General features: G+C 60.1%; 19 protein-coding genes. 10 read left to right on the top strand and 9 right to left on the bottom strand.

The features are described from left to right. The first annotated feature begins 19 nt into the window (after nt 1-19). Both IM764_RS02335 and IM764_RS02340 read left to right on the top strand, forming a co-directional pair. On the top strand, nt 20-652 hold the full coding sequence (locus IM764_RS02335) for an HNH endonuclease family protein (protein WP_228073257.1): 633 nt from the start codon (nt 20-22) through the stop codon (nt 650-652). A 39-nt stretch (nt 653-691) separates the two neighbouring features. Beyond that, on the top strand, nt 692-1,180 hold the full coding sequence (locus IM764_RS02340) for a hypothetical protein (RefSeq protein WP_228073258.1): 489 nt from the start codon (nt 692-694) through the stop codon (nt 1,178-1,180). Nucleotides 1,181-1,274: 94 nt separating this feature from the next. On the opposite strand, the gene IM764_RS02345 is transcribed toward IM764_RS02340, so the two are convergent. Together IM764_RS02345 and IM764_RS02350 are read right to left on the bottom strand one after the other, a co-directional pair. Further along, the gene (locus tag IM764_RS02345) at nt 1,275-3,497 is read right to left on the bottom strand and encodes a DEAD/DEAH box helicase (protein ID WP_194186758.1); all 2,223 of its coding nucleotides are present in this window, start codon (nt 3,495-3,497) and stop codon (nt 1,275-1,277) included. A gap of 104 nt (nt 3,498-3,601) precedes the next feature. Further along, nucleotides 3,602-4,927, bottom strand: a complete 1,326-nt coding sequence (locus tag IM764_RS02350; RefSeq protein ID WP_099297332.1) for an FAD-dependent oxidoreductase — start codon at nt 4,925-4,927, stop codon at nt 3,602-3,604. Nucleotides 4,928-5,145: 218 nt separating this feature from the next. Between IM764_RS02350 and IM764_RS02355 the strand changes: the two genes are divergently transcribed. Continuing rightward, the gene (locus tag IM764_RS02355) at nt 5,146-5,637 is read left to right on the top strand and encodes a hypothetical protein (RefSeq protein WP_143341732.1); all 492 of its coding nucleotides are present in this window, start codon (nt 5,146-5,148) and stop codon (nt 5,635-5,637) included. 15 nt (nt 5,638-5,652) lie between these two features. Here IM764_RS02355 and IM764_RS02360 read toward each other — a convergent pair whose 3' ends face one another. After that, nucleotides 5,653-6,447, bottom strand: a complete 795-nt coding sequence (locus IM764_RS02360; protein WP_099297336.1) for a hypothetical protein — start codon at nt 6,445-6,447, stop codon at nt 5,653-5,655. A 118-nt stretch (nt 6,448-6,565) separates the two neighbouring features. Next, nucleotides 6,566-8,098: a carboxylesterase/lipase family protein gene (locus IM764_RS02365; protein ID WP_099297338.1), complete on the bottom strand. Its 1,533-nt coding sequence runs from the start codon at nt 8,096-8,098 to the stop codon at nt 6,566-6,568. A 148-nt stretch (nt 8,099-8,246) separates the two neighbouring features. Here IM764_RS02365 and IM764_RS02370 point away from each other — a divergent pair, with 148 nt between their 5' ends. The 3 genes from IM764_RS02370 (at nt 8,247) to IM764_RS02380 (ending at nt 16,297) form a co-directional block, all read left to right on the top strand. After that, complete coding sequence (locus IM764_RS02370; RefSeq protein ID WP_099297340.1) at nt 8,247-8,972, top strand: hypothetical protein; 726 nt, start codon at nt 8,247-8,249, stop codon at nt 8,970-8,972. A gap of 24 nt (nt 8,973-8,996) precedes the next feature. Beyond that, nucleotides 8,997-12,443, top strand: coding sequence for an ABC transporter ATP-binding protein (locus IM764_RS02375; protein WP_234990692.1), 3,447 nt, complete (start codon nt 8,997-8,999; stop codon nt 12,441-12,443). Between the two features lie 158 nt (nt 12,444-12,601). Next, complete coding sequence (locus tag IM764_RS02380) at nt 12,602-16,297, top strand: multifunctional oxoglutarate decarboxylase/oxoglutarate dehydrogenase thiamine pyrophosphate-binding subunit/dihydrolipoyllysine-residue succinyltransferase subunit (RefSeq protein WP_099297344.1); 3,696 nt, start codon at nt 12,602-12,604, stop codon at nt 16,295-16,297. Between the two features lie 65 nt (nt 16,298-16,362). Here the strand turns inward: IM764_RS02380 and IM764_RS02385 are convergent, their stop codons facing one another. Beyond that, nucleotides 16,363-16,956 carry a hypothetical protein gene (locus IM764_RS02385; protein WP_194186759.1) on the bottom strand — a complete coding sequence of 198 codons (594 nt, stop codon included), beginning with the start codon at nt 16,954-16,956 and terminating at the stop codon, nt 16,363-16,365. Beyond that, nucleotides 16,943-17,167 (bottom strand): hypothetical protein, encoded by a 225-nt coding sequence (locus IM764_RS02390; protein ID WP_194186760.1) that lies wholly within the window; start codon nt 17,165-17,167, stop codon nt 16,943-16,945. Before IM764_RS02390 ends, IM764_RS02385 begins: the two co-directional genes overlap by 14 nt. A gap of 73 nt (nt 17,168-17,240) precedes the next feature. Between IM764_RS02390 and IM764_RS02395 the strand changes: the two genes are divergently transcribed. The 3 genes from IM764_RS02395 to IM764_RS02405 are packed head-to-tail and all read left to right on the top strand — an operon-like array spanning nt 17,241 to nt 20,276. Next, nucleotides 17,241-18,536 (top strand): magnesium transporter, encoded by a 1,296-nt coding sequence (locus IM764_RS02395; protein ID WP_194186761.1) that lies wholly within the window; start codon nt 17,241-17,243, stop codon nt 18,534-18,536. 6 nt (nt 18,537-18,542) lie between these two features. Further along, the gene (locus IM764_RS02400) at nt 18,543-19,091 is read left to right on the top strand and encodes a DUF1003 domain-containing protein (RefSeq protein WP_194186762.1); all 549 of its coding nucleotides are present in this window, start codon (nt 18,543-18,545) and stop codon (nt 19,089-19,091) included. Between the two features lie 54 nt (nt 19,092-19,145). After that, nucleotides 19,146-20,276: an Mrp/NBP35 family ATP-binding protein gene (locus tag IM764_RS02405; protein WP_194186763.1), complete on the top strand. Its 1,131-nt coding sequence runs from the start codon at nt 19,146-19,148 to the stop codon at nt 20,274-20,276. Between the two features lie 12 nt (nt 20,277-20,288). Here IM764_RS02405 and IM764_RS02410 read toward each other — a convergent pair whose 3' ends face one another. The 3 genes from IM764_RS02410 to sigE are packed head-to-tail and all read right to left on the bottom strand — an operon-like array spanning nt 20,289 to nt 21,862. Next, the gene (locus tag IM764_RS02410) at nt 20,289-20,822 is read right to left on the bottom strand and encodes a twin-arginine translocase TatA/TatE family subunit (RefSeq protein WP_194186764.1); all 534 of its coding nucleotides are present in this window, start codon (nt 20,820-20,822) and stop codon (nt 20,289-20,291) included. Between the two features lie 42 nt (nt 20,823-20,864). Beyond that, on the bottom strand, nt 20,865-21,239 hold the full coding sequence (locus IM764_RS02415) for an anti-sigma factor (protein ID WP_099297358.1): 375 nt from the start codon (nt 21,237-21,239) through the stop codon (nt 20,865-20,867). A gap of 23 nt (nt 21,240-21,262) precedes the next feature. Further along, nucleotides 21,263-21,862, bottom strand: a complete 600-nt coding sequence (sigE, locus tag IM764_RS02420; protein ID WP_268803734.1) for an RNA polymerase sigma factor SigE — start codon at nt 21,860-21,862, stop codon at nt 21,263-21,265. A gap of 169 nt (nt 21,863-22,031) precedes the next feature. Here sigE and IM764_RS02425 point away from each other — a divergent pair, with 169 nt between their 5' ends. After that, nucleotides 22,032-22,712, top strand: coding sequence for an O-methyltransferase (locus tag IM764_RS02425; RefSeq protein WP_194186765.1), 681 nt, complete (start codon nt 22,032-22,034; stop codon nt 22,710-22,712). Nucleotides 22,713-22,714 lie beyond the last annotated feature (2 nt).

Below are 22,714 nucleotides of genomic sequence, written 5' to 3' on the forward strand. Positions count from 1 at the left end.
TGATGCTCATGTGTTGTTATTGAGCGTCAGCGCCCATCGCCGGAGGGCCTTTTTCTATGCCGTCATCGCCGCCTCGTTGTTGGTTACGTGCGTGCGTTTGCCGTGGTCTTTGTCCTCTTTTCCCGACGCCAACTCCGTCGCCTCCGCCTTGAGCCAGCTGCAGGTGGTGGCCTATCGGCCGCGCGTGCTGGGCTACTCCCGAGATCAGTTCGGCAACGGATGGGCCATGCGGCTTTCCTCAGACGGCGATTATCTGGACACCCGAGACATCGTCCTGCGTCAGGCCGCAGTGGGTGCACAGCCTAGGCAAAATCCTGCCGAGGCTACGGACGGATACACGGGAGCCACGGAATTGGCGTCGACAATGGAGATCGACCACGTCTACCCCCTGGCTGCCGCGTGGGACATGGGCGCATGGAGTTGGGAGGCAGAGCAGCGGCGCCGGTTCGCTAATGACGTCGACATCAACTTGGTGGCCACGGCGGGGGCGATTAACCAGGACAAATCGGATAGCACCCCAGGGCTATGGCTGCCTCCCCCAGCGGGCGGGCACTGCCACTACGTTTCGCAGTTTCTCACGGTGGCGCTGCACTACCGCCTCGCCATCAGCTCGGCGGACGCACAAGTAGCTCGGGATGTCTGTGGGCTGTAGATGTGCCGATCTGACAAAGCCAGGCAACTCTGATTGAGTATGGGTATGGAAACAATTGTTGTCGGACTGCACGTTATAGCAGCAATCATGTTGATGGGCCCCGTGATGGTGGCCACGTCAATGTTCGCCCCACAACTGCGCAAGGTCACCGCAGGTAACGAATCTGCAGGCACTCTGCGCCTGCTGCACAAGATCACTCGCGTCTACGGCTTGGCTTCTGCCATCGTGCCCGTTCTGGGCGTCATCGCCATGTTTACCTCTGAAGGTGCCCTGAAGGACGGTCGCTTCCACGCTTCCATCCTGCTGGCCGTCATCGCATGGGGCTTGCTGGTCTTCCTGGTGATCCCTCGCCAGCGCCTGGGCCTGGTTGCTGCCAACGCGCTGCAGCCAGCTGACGACCCCGCCACGGAGAAGGAAACTGCCGCGGTTCAGAAAACCGATGCTTCTAAGCTGCCTGGTCAAGCAGCAATGTTCGGTGGCATCTTCAACCTGCTGTGGGTCATCATCGCGATCCTGATGGTAATCTAGCGTCCACTTTCATCACAAACGCCCCGCACCGGCAGCCACTCTCCACGAGAGCGAGCACCAAGTGCGGGGCGTTTATTGTACGGGGACTCGCTGTTTAGCGATCCCACTTTCCACGGCCGCGTCCACCGCGGTCACCACGGAAGTTGTCCTGACGGTCGTTGAAACGTCCGCCTCGGCCACCGCCACGGCGATCATCGCGACGGTCATCACGATCGTTGAAGCGACCACCACGGCCACCGCCACGGCGGTCGTCACGACGATCGTTACGGTCGCCATCGCGTCGACGGTCGCCGCGGAAATCTCCACGCTTACCGCCACGGTCACCACGATCTCGGTCACCACGATCTCGGTCACCACGATCTCGGTGGCTGGCAGGGCGACCATTCGGTGCCCCCGGATCCGGCTCAATGTTGATCAGCTGACCGGACACGCGCGTGTCATCCAGCTGACGGAACACGTCTTCCGGCAGATCCGCAGGCAGTTCCACCAGTGAGTGCTCAGCGAAAATGCTGATACGTCCGAAGTCGCGGGAGTTCAGGCCACCTTCGTTAGCCAAAGCGCCCACGATGGCACCCGGGCGAACGCGCTGGCGGTGTCCCACGCTGAGGCGGTAGACGGCCAGTTCGTTGCCATTGCGATCCGCAACCTTAGGAGCTTCCTTGTTGAAACGCTCCTTGAAGTCGCGGGCAGATCCACCACCGTTGCGACGGTCATCGCCGTAACGATCATCGTCCCGACGGCGCTGCGGACGCTCGCTCTTGGGCTGCTCCTTCATCAGGAACTTCTCGCCAGCCTGCAACTGGGTAGCCAACGCTGCAGCGATGTCTTCCATCGGCACGTCGTTTGCAGCCGCGTACTGAGTAACGAGCTCGCGGAAGACCTGCATCTGCGGGTCACCGAGGGACTCAGTCAGCTGATCGTTGAACTTTTCCTTGCGCGACTCGTTGACCTCGTCAACGGAAGGCAGCTGGATCTCGTTCAAGCGAGACTTGGTCGCACGCTCAATAGCCTTGAGCAGGCGTCGTTCACGAGGGGTAACGAACAGCACGGCGCGACCGGTACGGCCAGCACGGCCGGTACGGCCAATGCGGTGCACGTAGGACTCGGTATCGTGCGGGATGTCGTAGTTGAACACATGGGTGATGCGATCCACGTCCAAGCCACGGGCTGCCACGTCGGTAGCAACCAGGATGTCCAGACGGCCATCCTTGAGCTGGTCAACGGTGCGCTCGCGCTGCGCCTGGGCAATATCGCCATTGATCGCTGCAGCGTTGAAACCACGAGCACGCAGACGTTCTGCCAGCTCTTCGGTCTCATTCTTGGTACGCACGAACATGATCATCGCGTCGAACTCAGTGACCTCGAGGATACGGGTCAAAGCGTCCAGCTTTTCGCGGTGATTCACCAGCAGGTAGTCCTGCGTGATGTTCTCCGAGGTACGCTGCGTGGCCTTGACCGTGACTTCCACGGGGCTCTTCAAGTACTGCTTGGACAGGCGACGAATGCCGTTAGGCATGGTCGCGGAGAACAGAGCAACCTGCTTGTCCTCTGGCGTGTCCTCCAGAATGCGCTCCACGTCTTCCTGGAAGCCCATGTTGAGCATTTCATCGGCCTCATCCAGCACCATGAAACGCAGCTTGGAGATATCCAGGCTGCCCTTCTTCAGGTGATCGATGACACGGCCCGGGGTGCCCACCACGATGTGAGCGCCACGGCGCAGCCCGGACAGCTGCACGCCGTAGGCCTGACCACCGTAGATAGGCAGCACAGAAATGCCGCCCAGGTGCTCAGAAAATGACTGGAAAGATTCCGCGACCTGCAGTGCGAGCTCACGGGTTGGGGCCAGCACCAACGCTTGCGGGTGGCGGTCCTTCGGATCGATCTGGGACAAGATGGGCAGTGCGAATGCGGCGGTCTTACCCGTACCGGTCTGCGCCAGTCCCACTACGTCCTGACCATCCATCAAAACTGGAATGGTCTCCGCCTGGATAGGTGATGGCTGTTCGAATCCAACCTTCTTCACCGCTGCCAGGACTTCCTTAGGAAGACCCAGACCCTCGAAACGAGGGCCCTTATCGGCCTTCTCCTGGACATCTTCAGCTTCTTCGGCTTTCTCAGATGCTCCTGCGTTCACATGCTCCGTGGTGCTGTGTGCTTCCTCAGAAGGCACAACTGCTTCGGGTTCTCGCCCGAGCACATCGACCACGTCCAATGGCTTTGCGCCATTGTCCTCACCGTGCAGATTGTTCTGAGATACCGACTTATCGTCTTCCACCGGCTGGTTTACGTCGCCGGCGACGTTTTCAGTATCACTCATTGCCTGCTTACCCTACGCGATTGCGCAGCTAAAAGCGATTTTGCAGCGTCCGGGAGTGAGCAAACTGATCCCACAGCCCCCAAGTGAGTGCTAGATCACTTAAGCTATGAGCCCATTAATTCAATGACCTTTTGGGCCGCGCGCTGCCCACTACGCAGGGCGCCGTCGATGGACGGAGTGGCATGTTGTGCCCCGGCCAGGATGACACCACCATCCACCACCAGATCCTCCTCGGCGCTATGCGCCGCACGCTCTGGGGTCAGCACGGGGAAAACATCTGTGATTCTTTGACGAGTCACTAGTTCCCATCCACTGGTGGGTACGTCCAGAATCTCGCCCATGTACCTGCGCATCTCCACCTCGTTGGGGATCGCTCCCGGCTGCAGCGCACGTTGGCTTCCGCCAAAAGCAACAGTTCCTTGGATGAGGTGACGGCCGGGCGCATAAGAGGGAGCTGCGGCGGTGAGTTCGGCCACGCTGGCAACCGGTGTCCTGCCGGTGCCGTCTACGGTGATGACCGGCCGCTTTCCTATTGGCTCGTCGGAGACAAACCAAAACGTTTCCATGCCCCGAGCAGGCAATACTGGTCGGTCCAGCAATTCTGCTTCCATCTTCTGTGGCAGAGCCAACACGACATAGCGGAAGGTCTCTGTGCGGTCATGCTCACCGAAGTGCAGGGTCACCCCAGCGGATTCCGTGGAATTTCCCGGATTGGTTTTTAGCGCGGTTACCCGTGCGTTCGTCTCCGTGATCACGCCAGTGTTCCGCCCCAACAGGTTAGCCACATCGCCCATGCCTTGCGCTGGAACCGTCGGTGCTCCACGCAGCAAGGTGGCAAAGACCCACTTCGCCGTGATCGCGGAGGTCTCACCGTCCGTGTCCAGCAAGAATGCTCGCATCGCAGGGTCCGCAGCCGCCGTGCGCATCTGGCGGGTCACACCGGACTTATCAAGGCTTTCGCACACCTTCGAGTCCTTGGCTCGCCGCTTTTCACTGATCTTGCGCATCTCCAACGAGGAACGATGGGACAGCTCGGAACCGAACCACTTGCGCAGACCCATGATGTCTCGGAAGCTCATCGCTGAGCGGGAGTTTTTGCTCAGCAGCTCACCGAGTAGACGTGGGGTGCGGACGGGGTCACCAATGAACACCTGGCCCTGCGACGTGTGCGTTTGAAATCCCGATTCGAAGTTGCACTGGTTGAGCGCAGCGTATTCGCCATTGCTGAGCAATTCTTTCAAGGACGGATACCAGGAGTTCAACAGCTGGAAACCGTTGTCCACGGTGATGTCCCCGAAGTGCTGGGAGCGCGCTCGACCACCCAATTGATCCGAGGCTTCGAACAGCGCGCACCTCACTCCCGCGTTTCGGAGTGTGCGGGCAGCTGCCAGGCCCGGCAGTCCTCCGCCGATGATCGCCACGTCGCTCATTGCTGTCCACCTTGATCGCTTCTTAGTGCTTTAAACATAAGCCATGCTAATTGTCCGCAGTCGGTTGCGGTAGTTGTTTGCCTCCCGGTATGTTTAGAACAATTGTTCGATTTATTTTCCGACGCCACCCTCTCCCTGTCTCACCCCTGTCCTAGATTGACACTCGTCACTCGGCCTACCGGGCCTAGCTCACCACTTACATTGATAGGAGATAGCCGATGTTGAACCTTCGTATACCCACTGTGTCCCACAAGGCTTTCCCGTTGTCCAACCTGGCACCTACTTCGCTGATCAGCGAATACGGAGAGCAGATGAAGGCGCTGTTGCGGCATCCCCGCAGCCGCATCCGGATCACTCCCGGTTGGCGCGCACCTTATATTTCTGCGGAGCTCAACTCTGCGGACGCTCTGGTTCACGTATCTCGCCACCGCGTCACACCCGTGTTGTGGGAAAAGCTCAACGGAGTTGAAGCCCCCAGTGAGCAACCCATGTTTTTGGTCACTCTAAGCGCCACGGTGGATGCGGATTCCGTCTCGGGAAGCCTCGCGAGCGTGACGTCGGAAATCCATTCTCTGTTTCGCGCGGTCACCGGAGAAAGCTGGACGCAGCGCGAACACGTGGGAGACAACCTGACGTGGACGTGGCACAGCCTGATGACACAACGTGACCTCGATGCCGACACAAAACACGCGCAGCCGCACGTCGCTTAGTCACTCACCCAGGTTTTAGTCTTCTGATTCGTCCTCGAAGTAGTCATCGTCATCGAGATCTTCCTCGTCGAGGTCCTCGTCAAAATAGACGATGCCACGCGCGCCGTCGTCCAACGGAACCAGCATCTCCTCCCACTCGTAGGCCTGCTGAGAAGCCACGGCAAGGGCGTCAAACATCAATTCGAAATCGTCGAAAGTGCCCAGTTCCAAGACCTCACGGGTCTGCTCCCCCACGTCTGCGACTGCTGAGCGGAAAATCTCCTGCTTTTCACTCTCAGTGACTTCATCATCGGCCTCGATCAGCTCTTCAGTGGCCTGTTCCAGCAGCTCGTCGAAATCATCGCCATAGGTCACGAAGCTGACGTTGCCAGTGGGAGCGATTCCCTCGGGATCCAATTCCACCGTCAGAACGGAGCCTTCTCCCACCGAGGCGTAGACCACGAAAGGTTCAGACGGATCCTGCTCAAATTCAAGCTCTTCGAGCCGCTCGTCCTCGCCCTCCAGCAACTCGTTGAGCACACTGATCACATGGTCAGTGGCCATGTAACTGGCCACTTCTTGCATGGCAGATTCCACGGAAAAGACCACGCCCACCAGCGCGGCATCGAACTGTTCATCCTCATCGGAGACATCAGCCATGGCCACAAAAACATTGGCAGCCTGAATGGACTGGGCGGCCCCCACGCCGTGAATCTGAACAAACTGGATTTCCAACTCCGGAGCGATCGGGACGAACAGCGTGTCCTCCGCGATCCTGGACTCGATGCCCTCTAGATCTAGCGCATCAGCAATGTCTTCATAGAAACCCACAACAGGTCCCTTCCTACGGGTCAATTCCGTGTGTTGTGACAGTCACCCCGGCAAGCACCGACGCTACGACCTCATCGTAACCGCGCTAGCCCGCCGCTGCTAGTGCCCCTGAGTATGACTACCGGCCAGGACGAGGCAGCGGGATCCCCTCCGGCGTGCCCATCCAACCCTGCATGCGAAAACTCTCCCACGCCAAGCGATGTTCCCGGCGCGGATCGTTCTCCGTGTGAGAACTGCGTTCGATGATGCGCGTGGCCCGGGTATCTTCGGTGTACTTCTCCCAACCTGGAGAGTCGCCCCAGATGAAGCCTGCCCATGCTTCCTGCATTTCCTCAGTGACTTGCTCCATCTCCGCGCCCAACAGCACCCGGGCCTTGGAGGCATGCGCATCGCCGAATACCGCGGATAGCTCCATGGAATGCATCGCGCCCACACCCAGCCTGCGTAGCAACGCGGGGGCGTAATCGAAGCGATACATCCACACGTCCAGGCCCGCTCGAGCGTGCAAGTCTGCTAGCCGCACCGACTGCGCCCAAAAGACTGCATCCGCCATCAGCTGGGCAAATGCCTGTCTGGATCCCACATCGCCGTATGCCGCTTCCACCTTCTCGGCCAGCTCTGGATCGTGCGCACTCAGCATCTTTCGCACCGCTTTGGCACGCTTGCCCTTGGAGAAGAACAACACTTGGGCAGCGCTGAGCTCGTCGTCGTTAGTACCAATGAGCATGGGAACGCGATGTTGATGCACGTTTTCAAACGCGGTCAAAGGATGTTCCGGAAGCAAATCCCCGTCCACCGCGTTGCTGAAACAAGAGTTGAGCTCCCACAGCCCTCTGCCTCGCCACAGCATCTGCTGCCCGGCGCGCACCAAGTCTCCTGCCGCCATGCTCTCTAGGTCCCGAACCTTCACCGTGCGGGGAGTAAGTCCTGCGTACTGCACCAGCTTCTTAGACCAAATGCGAGATTGTTCTCTGCCGTGAACCGTCAGCACGGGGGCAGATTGCAGGATCGCTCGATGAAACAGGCCATTCGCGGAAGGAGTTGCCATCAGCGCCGCAATGGCCGAGCCCCCAGCGGACTCTCCCATTAGCGTGACTCTATCCGGATCCCCACCGAACGCGGCAATGTTCTTCTTCACCCAGCGCAGCGCCAACATTTGGTCGCGCAACGCGGGATTTGGCTCATAGTCCTCTGCGCCCTCCACTCCCAGTGAAGACATGTCCAGGTACCCAAACACACCCAGGCGAAAGTTCACCGCCACATAAACAGCATTGACTCGCTTGGCAAAAGAAAAGCCCCGCAGCACGGCTGTGTGGCTGGCACCAGCGAAGAACCCACCGCCATGCAGGTAGACCACCACGGGCAAGGTTTCCTCGGTGTCCGGACGCACCACATCCAGGTTCAGGCAGTCTTCGTCCCCCACCACATCATCTTTCAGGGTGTAAGTGGTTTGCGGTGCCACGTTGCCGTACTCGTCTGCCTGCCACACCCCCTCCCACTCCACGGGGCGCGGTGCTTTCCACCTGTCTGCCACTCCATAGGGCACGCCCCGCCAGGTACGCACGCCCTCGGTAACCAGACCGCGGAGGGCTCCTCCGTCCACGGTGGCGTCGATAAAATCCCCCTCTGCGCGCCCGTCGACTGTGTTCATGAGAGTCGATAGTAAGTCCACCGCGCCTCCAACGCAGCTATCTTCAGCCTTTTCACACGCATTCGATTGTTGCATTAGTGTTGCAATGCATAGACCAGCACCATTCGGTGGTCAGCTCACTGGCAATAAGACAAGGAATGTAGGACTCATGGGGATCTTTTCCAAGAAGGACAAAAAGCAGGAATCGACGAACCTGGCGGATCGCTCGGATTACCCTAGCGGCCCCATCGCCGGTCGCTTCTTTTCGGCCGTTGATAGCGCGGCGTCCGTCCAGGGTCCTGCCGTGCGCTCGTATGTCAAGAAGCTGGAATCCAAGCACTCTGCAAAGTCGCTAGAGGAAAAGCAGCAGATCCTGGATAAGCACTTCCGCACCCTGGCCACCGGTTCTGGCCTGGGCACGGGTGGTCTTGCGGCGATGCCGGGAATCGGCACGCTGCTTTCTCTGGGAAGTATCGCTGGCGAGTCCGTGGTTCTTTTGGAGGCCTGTGGCCTCTACGCTCTGGCTTCCGCACAGCTGCACGGAATCAACATCGATGACGAACAGCGCCGACGCACCATCATCCTCACCGCAGTATCCGGCGCCTCGGGCAACGAGCTGGTCCAGGCGCTCACGGAGGACGGTGCCCTTACTTCTATCAAGTCGCTGCGCGGACTGAAGAACGCCTCGGGCAAGGATCTCCTTGCGGTGAACTCCATGCTCGGTCGCATCGCGTTCAAGCAGATGCGCAAGCGCTTCGGCGGTGCCTTGGTGCGCAAGATTCTGCCATTCGGTGTGGGTGCTGTGCTGGGTGCACGCGCTAATCGTAAGATCGCCGACGGCATGATTTCCCAGGTCCGTCGCTTGATGAGCGAGCTGGACTCCTCTGCTGCCTAGAGCTGCATGTAACGTCTTTCCATTGTGACCCGCACCCTTCTGGACTACCTCAAGCAGCATCCGTGGCTGTTCGCGTGCGTTACCATATTCAGCGCACTGGTTCCCATTGCTGCGGTGGCCTCGCCACTGTTTGCGGGTGCGGCGATCGATGGGAAGCAGGGTGCCATCGGTGGGCTGTTAATCGCAGCTACCGTCCGCTTCGCCGTTCACGGTTCGAGGCGTTTCCTCGCCGGCACGCTCTCAGTGCGTGTGCAGCACACGCTGCGCATGTCCGTGATGCGTCGGCTTCTACACATCGATGCCATCCAGGCAACGTCTCTGCGCACGGGTCATGTGGTGTCGCGGACGATCTCTGACCTCAATCAGGTCCAGTCGATGCTTGCCACTCTGCCCATCATCGCCTCGGGGCTCTTCGAGGTGGTCTTGATCATCGGCATCGTATTGTGGATGTCCGTCCCTGTGGGGCTTCTGGTGCTGGCCCACGTGCCGCTCATGTTTGTGGTTGCCGCGCGTTCCCGCCGCAGGCTGTATCCCGCCACGTGGCGCGCTCAGCAACAGACAGCGGACATCGCCGCCCACATCGAGCAGTCCGTGGCGGGCGTCCGCGTGGTGAAGAACTTTGGCCAGCAGCAGCGCTTGTATGAGCGCTTTGCGGTGCTCGCGCGGGAGTTGTTTGGCTTGCGCATGGTGGTCAGCCGTATCACTGCTACGTTCCAACCGCTGCTGAATACGCTGCCCAACGTGATGCTGGTGGGAATTATCGTGGTAGGTGGTTGGATGGCCATGCGCGGGCATTTGTCGGTGGGCGAGTTCCTTGCCACCGCGACGTTTGTCACGATGCTCGCACGGTTGACTCGCATGACTGCGGCGATGCTGGTGGAAGTCTTTGTGGCTCGCGCCTCGATGCGACGGATCGAGGATCTGTTGGCCATGGACGCTCGTCCCACTCCGTCCGGCACGTCACACCGCGTGGTGGCTATCGAGGGCTGCCTTGACGGGCTTGATAGCAGCCTCCTTCAGGTTTCCGTTCCCGCAGGCCAGACCACGGTCATTAACGGTGATCCGGCAACGGGAAAGACGTATCTCGCGCAAGCGCTAGCGGGCTTGAATTCGCAGGCCGCACGGGACTTCACGGCAGTCTTGTCCGACGGCACCCGCACCCCACTATTGGACGTCCCCGAGTCCGCTCGCCCGGTACTGGTGGTGGACGAGCCCTTCCTGTTTTCCAGCAGCATCCGAGACAACGTCGCGCTTGGCTTCGCCGCCTCCGACGAGCAGATTTGGGATGCTCTCGCCGTGGCGTGTGCGTTGGATTTCGTCGCCGAGCTCGGCGGACTGGACACGGTGGTTGGCGAGCGCGGGCTCACCTTGTCCGGCGGTCAGCGCCAGCGCATCGCTCTAGCGCGTGCGGTGTTGCGCCGGCCGTCGTTCCTCATTCTCGACGACGCCACCTCCGCCATCGACACTGTCACCGAACGCCGCATCATGGCTGCCGTGGCGGAGTCTGGCCCGATGACTCTGGTGGTGATCACCCATCGTCAGGAAACTCTGGCCTCCCCCAGCTCTACTCCCGCGCACACTGTCCAGCTTTCCCCGGCAGCCGAGCACGAGCTCTGGCCCGCAGACCCTCCTGCTCCCCTCGAACCCGCCCAAGACATTCCGCCCGGCGCCACGGAGATCGATCCCCACGGCTCAGAACCCGCGGTAGCTGACTACACCGCGGCCTTCAGTCTGCGCTCGTTGATCGCGCTGATCCGCGTTCCGCTGATCGCGGTGGTGGCAACATTGCTGGTCACCGTCCTGGCAGACATCACCCTGCCCAGCTTCATTCGCTACGCACTCGATGCGGGTATCGCTCAGGGCAACGAATCCGTGGTCTATTCCACGGCCGCGGTCGCCCTACTGGTGGTGTTGCTCTGTTGGGCTGCCCTGGCCGCCAACACCGTGCTAACGATGCGCGCGGGCGAAAGCCTGCTGTATGCCCTGCGTTTGCGCTGCTACCGGCACCTCAATCGCATGGACATCAGTTGGTTCGAGAACAACTCTTCCGGCCACATAATGACACGCCTGACCACGGACATCGATTCGCTGTCCCGATTCCTCTACAACGGCCTATCCCAGACCATCGTCAGCCTCACCGTGTTGCTCGGCGTGCTGGGCATGTTGCTGTACACGGATATCACGCTCACGCTGATCACCGCCGCGTTTCTTCCCGTCATCGCGGTGGCTTCGTGGGTATTCAAGCGCACGGCTGCACGCTTGTACACGTTGTCCCGCACTCAGGTCAGCCAAGTCAACGCCACCTTCCAGGAATCTATTTACGGCCTGGTGACCAGCCAGGGCTACGGCTATGGATCCACGCTACAATCGCGTTTGGATGCCGAATCCGCTGGCTACCGTCGCCTACGCACACAGGCCCAAGCCGCGGTGAGCGTATTTTTCCCCGGCATCAACTGGCTCACAGAACTTGCTCAGGCCAGCATCTTGGCGGCGGGCACGTCACTGATCGCCGAGGGCCGCACCACCGAGGGTGCGGTGGTGGCTTTCAGCCTTTACTTGTCGATCTTCTTCGGCCCGGTTCAGCAGCTGTCACAGATCTTCGACAGCTTCCAGCAGGCCTCCGTGGGCCTGTCTCGCATTGGTGATTTCCTCCGCACCGAGCCCCGCGTGGTCAATTCTTCCTCGCCGCGGTCCGTTCCTGCCGGCAGTGCTCCACGTCTTTGTTTCGACGCCACGCGCTTCTGGTATTCCTCTACTTCCCCAAATATGCGTCCTGAGTTGGATATCGACACGACTTTCACGGGTACCACGGCGGTGGTCGGAGCCTCGGGCGCGGGAAAGTCCACGCTGGGCAAGCTGGTGTCCCGCTGGTACGACCCACAACAAGGTGCTGTGGTGGCGGAGTTCCGTGACACGGGGCAGTCGCATGTCTTGCCGGTGAAAGAGGCGGATATTCGGCAGTGGCGTCGAGAAATAGGAACGGTGCCGCAGGAACCCTACTTCTTCCCCACCACGGTGGCGCACAACATCGCCTTTGGGCGACCGGATGCCACCCGCGAGGAGATTGAACAAGCGGTCAAGGACATTGGTGGCCAAGAAATCCTCGCCAGCATCCCCGGGGGCTTCCTGGCGCCGCTGAACGAACGAGCGCACAACCTTTCGGCCGGACAGCGACAGATCGTGGCGTTGGCTCGCGCCCAACTGCTGGGGCCATCGATCATGGTGCTCGACGAAGCCACCTCGACCCTGCCTTCGGAGGTGGAGCGAGCGGTGGTCTCCGCGATTTCCAAGGCAGTGGCAGGACGAACGGCCATCATCATTGCCCACCGACTCTCCACGGCGGTGCACGCGGACCGCGTGGTGGTGATGGACGGCGGAAAAATCGTGGAATCCGGCACCCACGGCGAATTGCTGCGGCATAAAGGTGTCTATGCCGACCTTTGGGCTAGCCATATGGGACTCATCACCTAAGTCTTAACGCAGGTGACTTGTTCTGAGAGCAAAAGTCGCCATTCATCTGCACATATATACATAAATTCCTCGCCCCCTGCCCCGCGGCGGAGTCTCTGATTTGTAGTAGGGTGGGGCGACGAGACTGAAGTCATTAAGAAAAGAGGCGAGGACCTGCCGTGAGCAGCGCGAATTTTGGTCAGAATGCATGGCTGGTGGATCAGATGTACCAGCAGTACAGCAAAGACCCACAATCAGTGGATCCAGAATGGCGCGACTTCTTCAAGAAGAATCCTCAGGGGAACGCAGAGGTCAGTTCTGCCGAAACCCCCAAGGAATCTGCCGGAAGCCGGGTGTCCTCTGAGGATGCAGTACAGCAACAAACAGTTGCCCAGGCTGCCTCTGAGGTCATTCCAGATTCAAAGAAGCAGCAACCCGAGCACACCAAGCGCTCGGTCATTCCAGAACGCAAGGCACCACCTGCACCTAAGGACGTGGTGGATGCTCCGGAGGCTGGTAAGTCTGTCATCCGTGGTGCTGCCAAGGCCGTGGTGAAGAATATGGATCTGTCTTTGGAGATCCCTACCGCGACCTCCGTGCGTGACATGCCAGCCAAGCTGATGTTCGAAAACCGCACGATGATCAACAACACCCTGCGTGCACGCGGCGGCGGAAAGATCAGCTTCACGCACATCATCGGCTACGCGCTCATCCGTGCGGTCATGGCTCACCCGGACATGAACAACTCCTACGAAGTCGTGGATGGCAAGCCCACCCTCGTGACCCCGGAGCACATTAACCTGGGACTTGCCATCGACATGGTGGGCAAGAACGGCACCCGCTCCCTCGTGGTGGCAGCCATCAAGGAATCCGAGACCCTGAGCTTCTCCCAATTCGTGGAGAAGTACGAGGACATCGTGGACCGTGCTCGCCACGGCAAGCTGACGATGGACGACTTCTCCGGAGTCACCATCTCGCTGACGAACCCAGGTGGCATCGGTACCCGTCACTCCGTACCTCGCCTAACCAAGGGCCAGGGCGCTATCATCGGCGTGGGCTCCATGGATTACCCAGCCGAATTCGCCGGTGCATCCGAGGATCGCCTCGGCGAAATGGGTGTAGGCAAGCTGGTGACCATCACCTCTACCTACGATCACCGCATCATTCAGGGTGCTGAATCCGGCGAATTCCTGCGTACCATGAGCCGCCTGCTCATCAACGATGAGTTCTGGGATGACATCTTCAAGTCCATGAAGGTGCCTTACGCTCCTGTGCGCTGGAGCCAGGACCTGCCAAACGCCGGCGTGGACAAGTCCACCCGCGTGATGGAGCTGATCGAGTCTTACCGCTCCCGTGGTCACCTGATTGCAGATATCGATCCCCTGCACTGGACCCAGCCGGGTCTGCCTGTGCCGGATCACTCAGACCTGTTCATCGAGAACCACGGTCTGACTCTGTGGGATTACGACCGCACGTTCAACGTGGGCGGATTCCTTGGTCGCGAGACCATGACCTTGCGCGAGGTGCTCGCAGCACTGCGCAAGGCTTACACCCTCAAAGTCGGCTACGAGTACACGCACATCCTGGATGCCGAGGAGCGCTCTTGGTTGCGCGAGCGCATCGAGGCTGGTCAGCCTCGCTACTCCCAGGCCGAGCAGAAGTACATCCTGCAGAAGCTCAACTCTGCCGAGGCGTTTGAGAACTTCCTGCAGACCAAGTACGTGGGCCAGAAGCGCTTCTCCCTCGAGGGCGCTGAAACCCTGATCCCGATGATGGATGCCGCCATCGACCGCGCCGCTGGTGCGGACTTGGATGAAGTTGTGATCGGCATGCCACACCGTGGCCGCCTCAACGTCCTGGCCAACATCGTCGGCAAGCCATACTCCAAGATCTTCACCGAGTTCGAGGGCAACATCGACCCAGCGTCGGCTGGCGGTTCCGGCGACGTGAAGTACCACTTGGGCTCCCGTGGCCACTACCACCAGATGTTCGGCGAGGGAGACATCGAGGTCTACCTGGCAGCCAACCCATCCCACCTCGAGGCTGTCGACCCAGTCATGGAGGGCATCGCCCGCGCCCGTCAAGATCAAATTGATCGAGACGACGAGCGCACCGTGCTGCCTATCATGCTGCACGGCGATGCCTCCTTCACTGGCTTGGGCATCGTGCAGGAAACCCTGAACCTGGCCAAGCTGGACGCTTACGAAGTGGGCGGCACCGTGCACATCGTGGTGAACAACCAGATCGGCTTCACCACCACCCCAGATGCTGGCCGCTCCACCCACTACGCCACCGACCTGGCCAAGGGCTTTGATTCCCCTGTCTTCCACGTCAACGGCGACGATGCCGAAGCCGTAGTCTGGGTTGCTCAGCTGGCTGTGGACTATCGCAACCGCTACGGCAAAGATGTGTTCATCGACCTTGTGGCCTACCGTCGTCGCGGCCACAACGAGGCCGACGACCCATCGATGACCCAGCCGCTGATGTACAAGATCATCTCCGAACTGCCGACCTCCCGCGCGCAGTACACGGAAACCCTCATCGGTCGCGGCGATCTGTCCGAAGAAGATGCCGAGCGCGTCCAGCGAGACTTCCACGAGCAGCTGGAGACAGTGTTCAACGACGTTCGCCAGGCGGAAAAGGGTGCAAAGCCCAAGGAACAAACCGGCATCACCGGCTCGCAGGAACTCCCGCACGGCTTGGACACGTCCATCTCCAAGGACCTGATCGCCGAGATCGGTGACAAGTTCTACAACACGCCTGATTACCTCAAGATCCACCCTCGCGTGGCTCCGGTAATTAAGAAGCGTAAGGAGATGTCCGAAAAGGGCAATATCGACTGGGCTTTCGGCGAACTCATCGCCTTTGGTTCGCTCGTAGAGCGTGGCAGGTTGGTCCGCCTGATCGGTGAGGATACGCTGCGCGGAACCTTCACCCAGCGCCACGCCGTGCTGTTCGACCACGAAGATCTGGATAGCTACAACCCACTGCAGACCCTGGCCGAAGAGGCCGGCAACGGCGGATCCTTCCGGGCCTACAACTCCGCACTCAGCGAGTTCGCTGCCGTGGGATTCGAATACGGCTACACCGTGGGTAACCCGGATGCCGTGGTGGCATGGGAAGCTCAGTTCGGCGACTTCATCAACGGTGCCCAGACCATCGTCGATGAGTACATCTCCTCCGGCGAGGCCAAGTGGGGACAGAAGTCCTCCCTGATCCTGCTGCTACCACACGGTTACGAGGGACAGGGACCAGACCACTCCTCTGCTCGCATCGAGCGCTTCCTGCAGATGTCCGCCGAGGGTTCGTGGACGGTGGCTCAGCCCACCACCCCCGCGAACTACTTCCACCTGTTGCGCCGTCACGCGCTGGGTGGCCTGAAGCGCCCACTTATCGTCTTCACCCCGAAGTCCATGCTGCGCAACAAAGCCGCGGTGTCTTCCATCGAGGACTTCACCGAGGTCAAGAAGTTCCAGTCGGTGATCGATGATCCAAACCAGAACGGCGTCAATAAGGACATCAAGACCGTCCTAATGTGCTCCGGCAAGGTCTACTACGACCTCGAGAAGAAGCGCGAGGCCGATGGCCGCGACGATGTCGCCATCGTCCGCGTGGAGATGCTGCACCCTGTTCCTTACAACCGGATCCGCGACGCGCTGGGCAACTACCCGAACGCCACGGAAATCCGCTGGGTACAGGATGAGCCAGCAAACCAGGGCGCATGGCCATTCCTGGCTCTGCAGTTGCCTGAGTACCTGCCTGGCATTCAGCTCAAGCGCGTATCCCGTCGCGCTCAGTCTTCCACTGCAACTGGTGTGGCCAAGGTCCACCAGATGGAGCAGAAGGCGCTGATGGAAGAGGCCTTCGAGGACTAATACCCCGCCCCCTCACCCGCTTGCTGGTTCTCCAGCAAGCGGGTTTTTCCTTTGCCTTTAGGAAGCTAGCCCTTGTCCGCAAACGCTTCCTCAGATGTGCCGCCCGCCACGTTGTTCAGGGCTTGAGTGTCCTCGCGATCAATATCCACCGCGCGATACACCGCAACGATATTCTGCGGCAGAGTCTCGTCTTCACACACTTCGGCGATACCTGGATTGGACAGCGTCACACCGCCTGGCATCGTGCCCAACAGCGTGGAATGGACGGCGTCGCGCCAGGTCACTGGATCCGGATCCTCCTCGGCGGCGTACTCGGAGCGGAGACGATCGGCCGCATTGGCGTCGGCAAGATCTAACAACTCACCCACACACCCGAAGGTCACATCCACCTGCCCGTTACGGACGTCCTCGATGCGCTTGGCATCAGTGACCGCCATGGAACGAACCGGATGGTCTGTGCCTTCCAACTTCTCCACGTAGGTGGCGCGGATGCCCGGCAACAGTGACGGCTCGATGGTGTCCGAATCAGGCACTCCGAGGATTAGACCGGCTTTGGGATCAGGCGCGGTGTCGTCGGCCATCTGCATGCCGCACCCCGCGAGTCCATGAACGCTGACCGCAACGACGGCGCTGCACACGTAGAGCTTAGAACCACGCATAGAAATACACCGCAATCAGAGCGATCACCGGCACCACCAACCACAGGCGGGAACTACGGCCCTGCCGCTCCCCCACAGCGGCAATCATCACGGCAACAAAGGACACGGCCGCAGCCACCGCATGGGCGATCCACATGGAATGGCCAAGCACTGCCAGCACGCACGCAAAACCGACTAATCCACCGGTGATCAATCTGCTGAGAATCTTCATCGCGCACCGACCTCCATGCGTACCAACCTCCATCAAACCTACGACACAACCACATTACCCGCGTGCAGTAGTCTTGAGCGTTATGACTGGTATGCGTGTGTTTGCCGGCCGGCTTGCCGGCATGGTGGTGTTAGGACCCGATGGCGATTCCGTCGGACGCGTGCGTGACATGGCCGTTTCCATCTACGAAGACAAGGCCACTGCCTTGGGGGTTGTCGTAGAGCTGGCCACAAAGAGGAAGATTTTCCTTCCCATGCTGCGCATCGCGGCCATAACGGAAAACGAGCTGACCACGGTCAGCAGTACGGTCAATCTTCGTCCCTTCAAACCCCGTTCCGGCGAAGTCTCCCTCATGGATGACCTCATGGGTGCGAAGGTGCATACTGACGATCCCGAGCACCCTGAACTACACGGCAAGGCCGTGGAAATCGTGGACGTGGAGATGGAGCGCAACCGCACCAGGGATTGGCGTATTCGCCGCGTTGCGGTGGCGCAGCGTTCTCGTTTGGGTCGACGCACACGCGTGACGATTATTCCTTTGGATCGTATCCAGGGTCTGCATGCCTCGGGTACGGGCACGGTCAACCCTGATGCGGAGCTGATCGCCTCCTTCAACGAGATGCGCAACGCAGACGTGGCAAACACTCTGCACGATCTCCCCGAAGATCGCCGCGTGAAGATCGCCCAAGAGCTCGACGATGAGCGCCTGGCGGACGTGCTGGCCGAGATGCCAGACGATTACCAGGCGGACATCCTCAGCCAGCTGAATATCGAGCGCGCCGCCGACGTGCTGGAAGAAATGGATCCGGATGACGCGGCAGACGTCCTGGCCGAGCTGGGTGAGGATAAATCGGACGTGCTGCTGGAGCTGATGAATCCCGAGGATTCCGAACCGGTGCGCCGATTGATGACGTTCTCCCCGGACACGGTAGGTGCTTTGATGACCCCGGAGCCCATCATCTTGATGCCGCGGGCCACTGTGGCAGAGGCGCTGGCGCACGCCCGCAACCCCGAGCTTCCTACTTCTCTGTCCTCGATGATTTTCGTCGCGCGTCCTCCGCAGGCCACGCCCACCGGCAAATACCTCGGCTGTGTCCACCTCCAGAAGCTGCTGCGCGAACCCCCATCCACGCAGATCGGCGGCATCCTGGACCTCGAGCTTCCCGCCCTCTACGCCGAGGACAACCAGGAGACAGCGGCTCGGTACTTCGCCACGTACAACCTGGTGTGCGGCCCCGTGCTGGATCAGGACAACCACCTACTGGGTGCTGTGGCTGTGGACGACCTGCTGGATCACTTGCTGCCTGAGGACTGGCGCCAGCAAGATTGGCGCGTGGACACCACCGACCAGATGCGAAAGGAGGCCTAGTCCCCTATGGCCAACAACTACAAGAAGGCCGATCTGGACACACCGGTTCAGTCTGTACGGCGCAAGAAATTCAGCCTCAATGGCGACAGCGTGGGACGTTCTGCAGAAAAAGTAGCCCGCTTCCTCGGCACCGGCCAGTATCTGGCGTGGCAGTCCATCTTCGTGATCGTGTGGGTGCTGCTCAACGCAGGAATGTTCGCGTTTGCCTGGGATCCGTACCCGTTCATCCTGTTGAACTTGGCGTTTTCCACCCAGGCTGCTTACGCCGCACCGCTGATCCTGCTAGCCCAGAACCGCCAGGATGACCGCGACCGCGTCTCCCTGGACGAAGACCGCCGACGCGCCGCAGAGACAAAGGCCGATACAGAATTCCTCGCCCGCGAGCTCGCCGGCGTGCGCATCTCCGTGGGTGAGACGGTGACCCGCGACTACCTGCGTCGAGAATTGGAAGAACTCACGGACCTGATGCACCGCATCGAGGACAAGCTCGAGGACACGCGCCACGACGAAGCCTCGCTGCAGGATCCACCGCAGGCCGACGACCGGCAACGATAAGGGTCGCCACGGAAGTTTAAGCACGCTCTGGGGCTGCGTTAGGATGGATTCATCATGTCTGTTGTCACTGAATCCGCTGTCCGCAGCGCGCTGTCCCGCGTAGAGGATCCCGAGCTCAACCGCTCCATCACCGATCTGGGAATGGTAAAATCCATTGACATCGACGGCTCGTCGGTCGCCGTAGAGATCTACCTGACCATCGCTGGTTGCCCGATGAAAACGCACCTCACGGAATCCACGCGCGAGGCAGCCCTCGGCGTGGAAGGCGTGGAGGACGTCACTGTCACCACGGATGTCATGAGCGACGAGCAGCGCCGCGAAATCCGCATCAAGGTGCGTGGCGAATCCGCCGAGCCAGTGATCCCTTTCGCACAGCCGGACTCCACCACGCGCGTCTACGCCGTGGCCTCCGGCAAGGGTGGCGTGGGCAAGTCGAGCGTCACCGTGAACCTGGCCGTTGCGCTGGCGCAGCGGGGGTTGAATGTGGGAATTGTCGACGCAGACATCTACGGACATTCCGTTCCCCACCTCATGGGTTCTACGGACAAGCCTCATCAGGTGGACGAGATGATCATGCCGCTGCAGGCGCACGGCGTGAAGCTGATTTCCATCGGCCACTTTGTGGACGATAACTCCCCGGTGGTGTGGCGCGGTCCGATGCTGCACCGCGCGATTCAGCAGTTCTTGGGCGATGTGTTCTGGGGCGATCTAGACATCCTGCTGCTGGATCTTCCACCGGGAACCGGCGATGTTGCCATCTCCGTGGCTCAGCTGGTTCCGAACGCGGAGCTGCTGATTGTGACGACCCCGCAGGTGGCCGCGGCTGAGGTGGCGGAGCGCGCTGGTTCAATTTCTCAGCAGACTCGCCAGCGCATCGGTGGCGTGATTGAAAACATGAGCTGGATGGATCTGCCGGACGGCTCCCGCATGGAGCCTTTTGGCTCTGGTGGTGGACAGTTCGTGGCGGATCGCTTGAGCCAGCTGACTGGCTCGGAGATTCCCCTGCTGGGACAGATTCCGCTGGATCCTAATCTGCGCGTCGGCGGAGATGTGGGTAACCCCATCGTCAAGGCTGAACCGCAGGCGGAGGTCACTAGTGCCTTCGGAAAGATCGCGGATCAGCTGGCCAAGCGCCGGGATTCTTTGGCAGGTAAGTCGCTGAACTTGGGCGTGACAAACAACTAGAAGATTGCTGGCCTAGGTGACATCGTCCCAGTTGCCGGCGATTCTTCCTTGGCCTTCGGCGGACGAGAGATCCTGTGTCATATCCTGCGCTGCGGACTGAATGGGACGGTCCGCTGCTTGAGATTCGCCCGCGGCGGCTTGCTGCTGGACGGGCACTGCGCCATCGGAGCTGCTATTTTGTGGGCTGCGCAGAGCGTCCCGCAGGTTCTTCTTGCGTACGCCATCGACGGTGCTCTTCACGTCATTCTTCGTGGAATCGAAGCTGGTCAGGAAGGAATCATCTCCGTCTAGCAACGTCTTGGTGATGAATCCACGCGCACCCATTTGGCGCACGCTGTTGAGCTCTGAGATGGGCTTGGAAAATTGCTTGAGTTCATCACCAAATTCGCCGTCCAGCTGCTCTTTGGCTTCGCCTACCGCGTTGCGGATTGCGAGCAACACAGCGCGCGCTTCGTTGATGAGACCGGGCAGCCGCTCTGGTCCAATGACCAGCAAGCCCACCACTAGGAGAACAAGAACTTCTCCCCATCCGACACTTGAAAACACCCGTTTACCTTATCGCACTTAGGCCCCATCGGGGCGGTCAGGTTACTTCGAACGTCGTGGCAAGCGTTGCAGCTTGCGCACCCAAAGATCCACGCTGTCCACAAACGTTTCCGGGTGACGGCACCCGTCTACACCGAAGTCTCGTGAGCGAGGCGATTCCCCGGCCGCTTCTGGAATTCGGGACAGTCTTTCGATCAGGCTCCCAGAGGCCTTGACTTCGCAGTTATCGCGCAACCTTTCAGAGGCCTCTCGCTGCCTGGTCACTTCTTCTCGGCAAGTCACGCAGTGCACGAGGTGCACCTTGGCTCGATGCTCAGCGCGGCGGGACAGCTCACCATCGGCCAGTGCGGCGATCGCCTCGCATGACAGGTGCTCCACGGATAACTGAGTATCTGGATTTTCTACATGAGATGTCATGGTTTCCGATGCTCTCCTTCCGTTCAGCTTCCGATGTAGCTCAGGTGTCCAAGCTCAACGTCCCGCTCCAGCATGTCGCGCAGTTGTGCTCGTGCTCGGTGGATTCGGGAACGCACAGTTCCCATTTTTACACCGAGTGTCTGGGCAATTTCATCGTAAGTCATGCCGAGCACGTCACAGAGCACCACGGCGACGCGGAAATCGGGCGCGAGTTGGTCCAGCGCCTTCTCTAGCGCCGGGTCCAGGTGGCTCATCGCGAAGTGCTGTTCGGGATCGGCCAGGTTGCCTTCGATCCGGTCGTAATCCTCGGGCAGCGCTTCCATCCGAATGGAGGAGCGGTGGCGCACCATGTCCAAAAAGAGGTTTGTGGTAATGCGGTGCAGCCATCCCTCGAACGTTCCGGGGCGGTAGTTCTTGAGGCTGCGGAACACGCGCATGAATGTGTCTTGAGTGAGGTCTTCGGCATCGTGCTGATTTCCGGACAGCCGGTAGGCCAAGCGGTACACGCTATCTGCGTGCTGCTCCACCAGCTCGCTCCATGAAGGCATCGCGCCGTTTCCGGCGTCGAATTCAGCGGTGGAGGCAGGTTCGTGTGAGGACATACTCATCATATTGAACCACACATGTGCGGTTGTTCTCTCTTTCCGCTGTACGTTTGCTGTGAATGATTTTGCCACGTGAACCGTCGTGTTTTTGGTCACTGCTTTCACACGCGTTTACTCTCGTTTCTTTTTTTCGACGCCACCCCTGACACTCCGGCTCACCACCCCCACATGCAGCAGGTATTCCCCTATGGTTGCCGTTGTGAATGCTGCTCAGAACTCTCCCCTCGATGCGATCCGCTCTTTCGTCGACCGCACTGCGCCCAACGATGAGAACATCGATGCTGCTAACGAAGCCGCTGCGGAATTCGGACTGTCCACCCCGGACACGATGACCACTGAATTTCTCACCTTCTTGGCAGCGCGCGCTGCGGGAACGAGTACGCAGACGGGGCACACCCCTACCGCAATCGTGATGTCTCCAGCGTGCGGAGTGATCGGACTACATTTGTTCCGCGGTCTCGGCGCTGGCCACGTAACGTGCATTGAGCCGGAGGTGCAGCACCAGCAGCTGGCGCGCAATGCTTTCCAGTCCGCCGGTGTGCGCGCGAACATGTTCCGCTTCCTGCCCAGCGCTCCCCTGGATGTCGTTGGGCGCCTAGCGCAGGATAGCTACGACATCGCCATCGCCGACGCCGCGGAAGAAGATCTCCTGCGCACCGTAGAATCCACCCTCCCCGCACTGCGCCCCGGTGGCATTTTGGTGCTGCTGGACTCTCTCTTGGATGGCCTGATCGCGGATGAATCGCGCACTGATCGGCAGACCACCGCTGCCCGCGAGGCCGATGCTGCACTGCAGGAGATGGATGGCATCAGCGTCAGCCGCCTGCCACTTGGCGCAGGCCTGACGCTGATCACCAAGTCAGCTTAAGT

The organism is Corynebacterium sp. ED61 (assembly GCF_015233855.1).
In the GTDB taxonomy this organism is placed as follows: domain Bacteria; phylum Actinomycetota; class Actinomycetes; order Mycobacteriales; family Mycobacteriaceae; genus Corynebacterium; species Corynebacterium dentalis.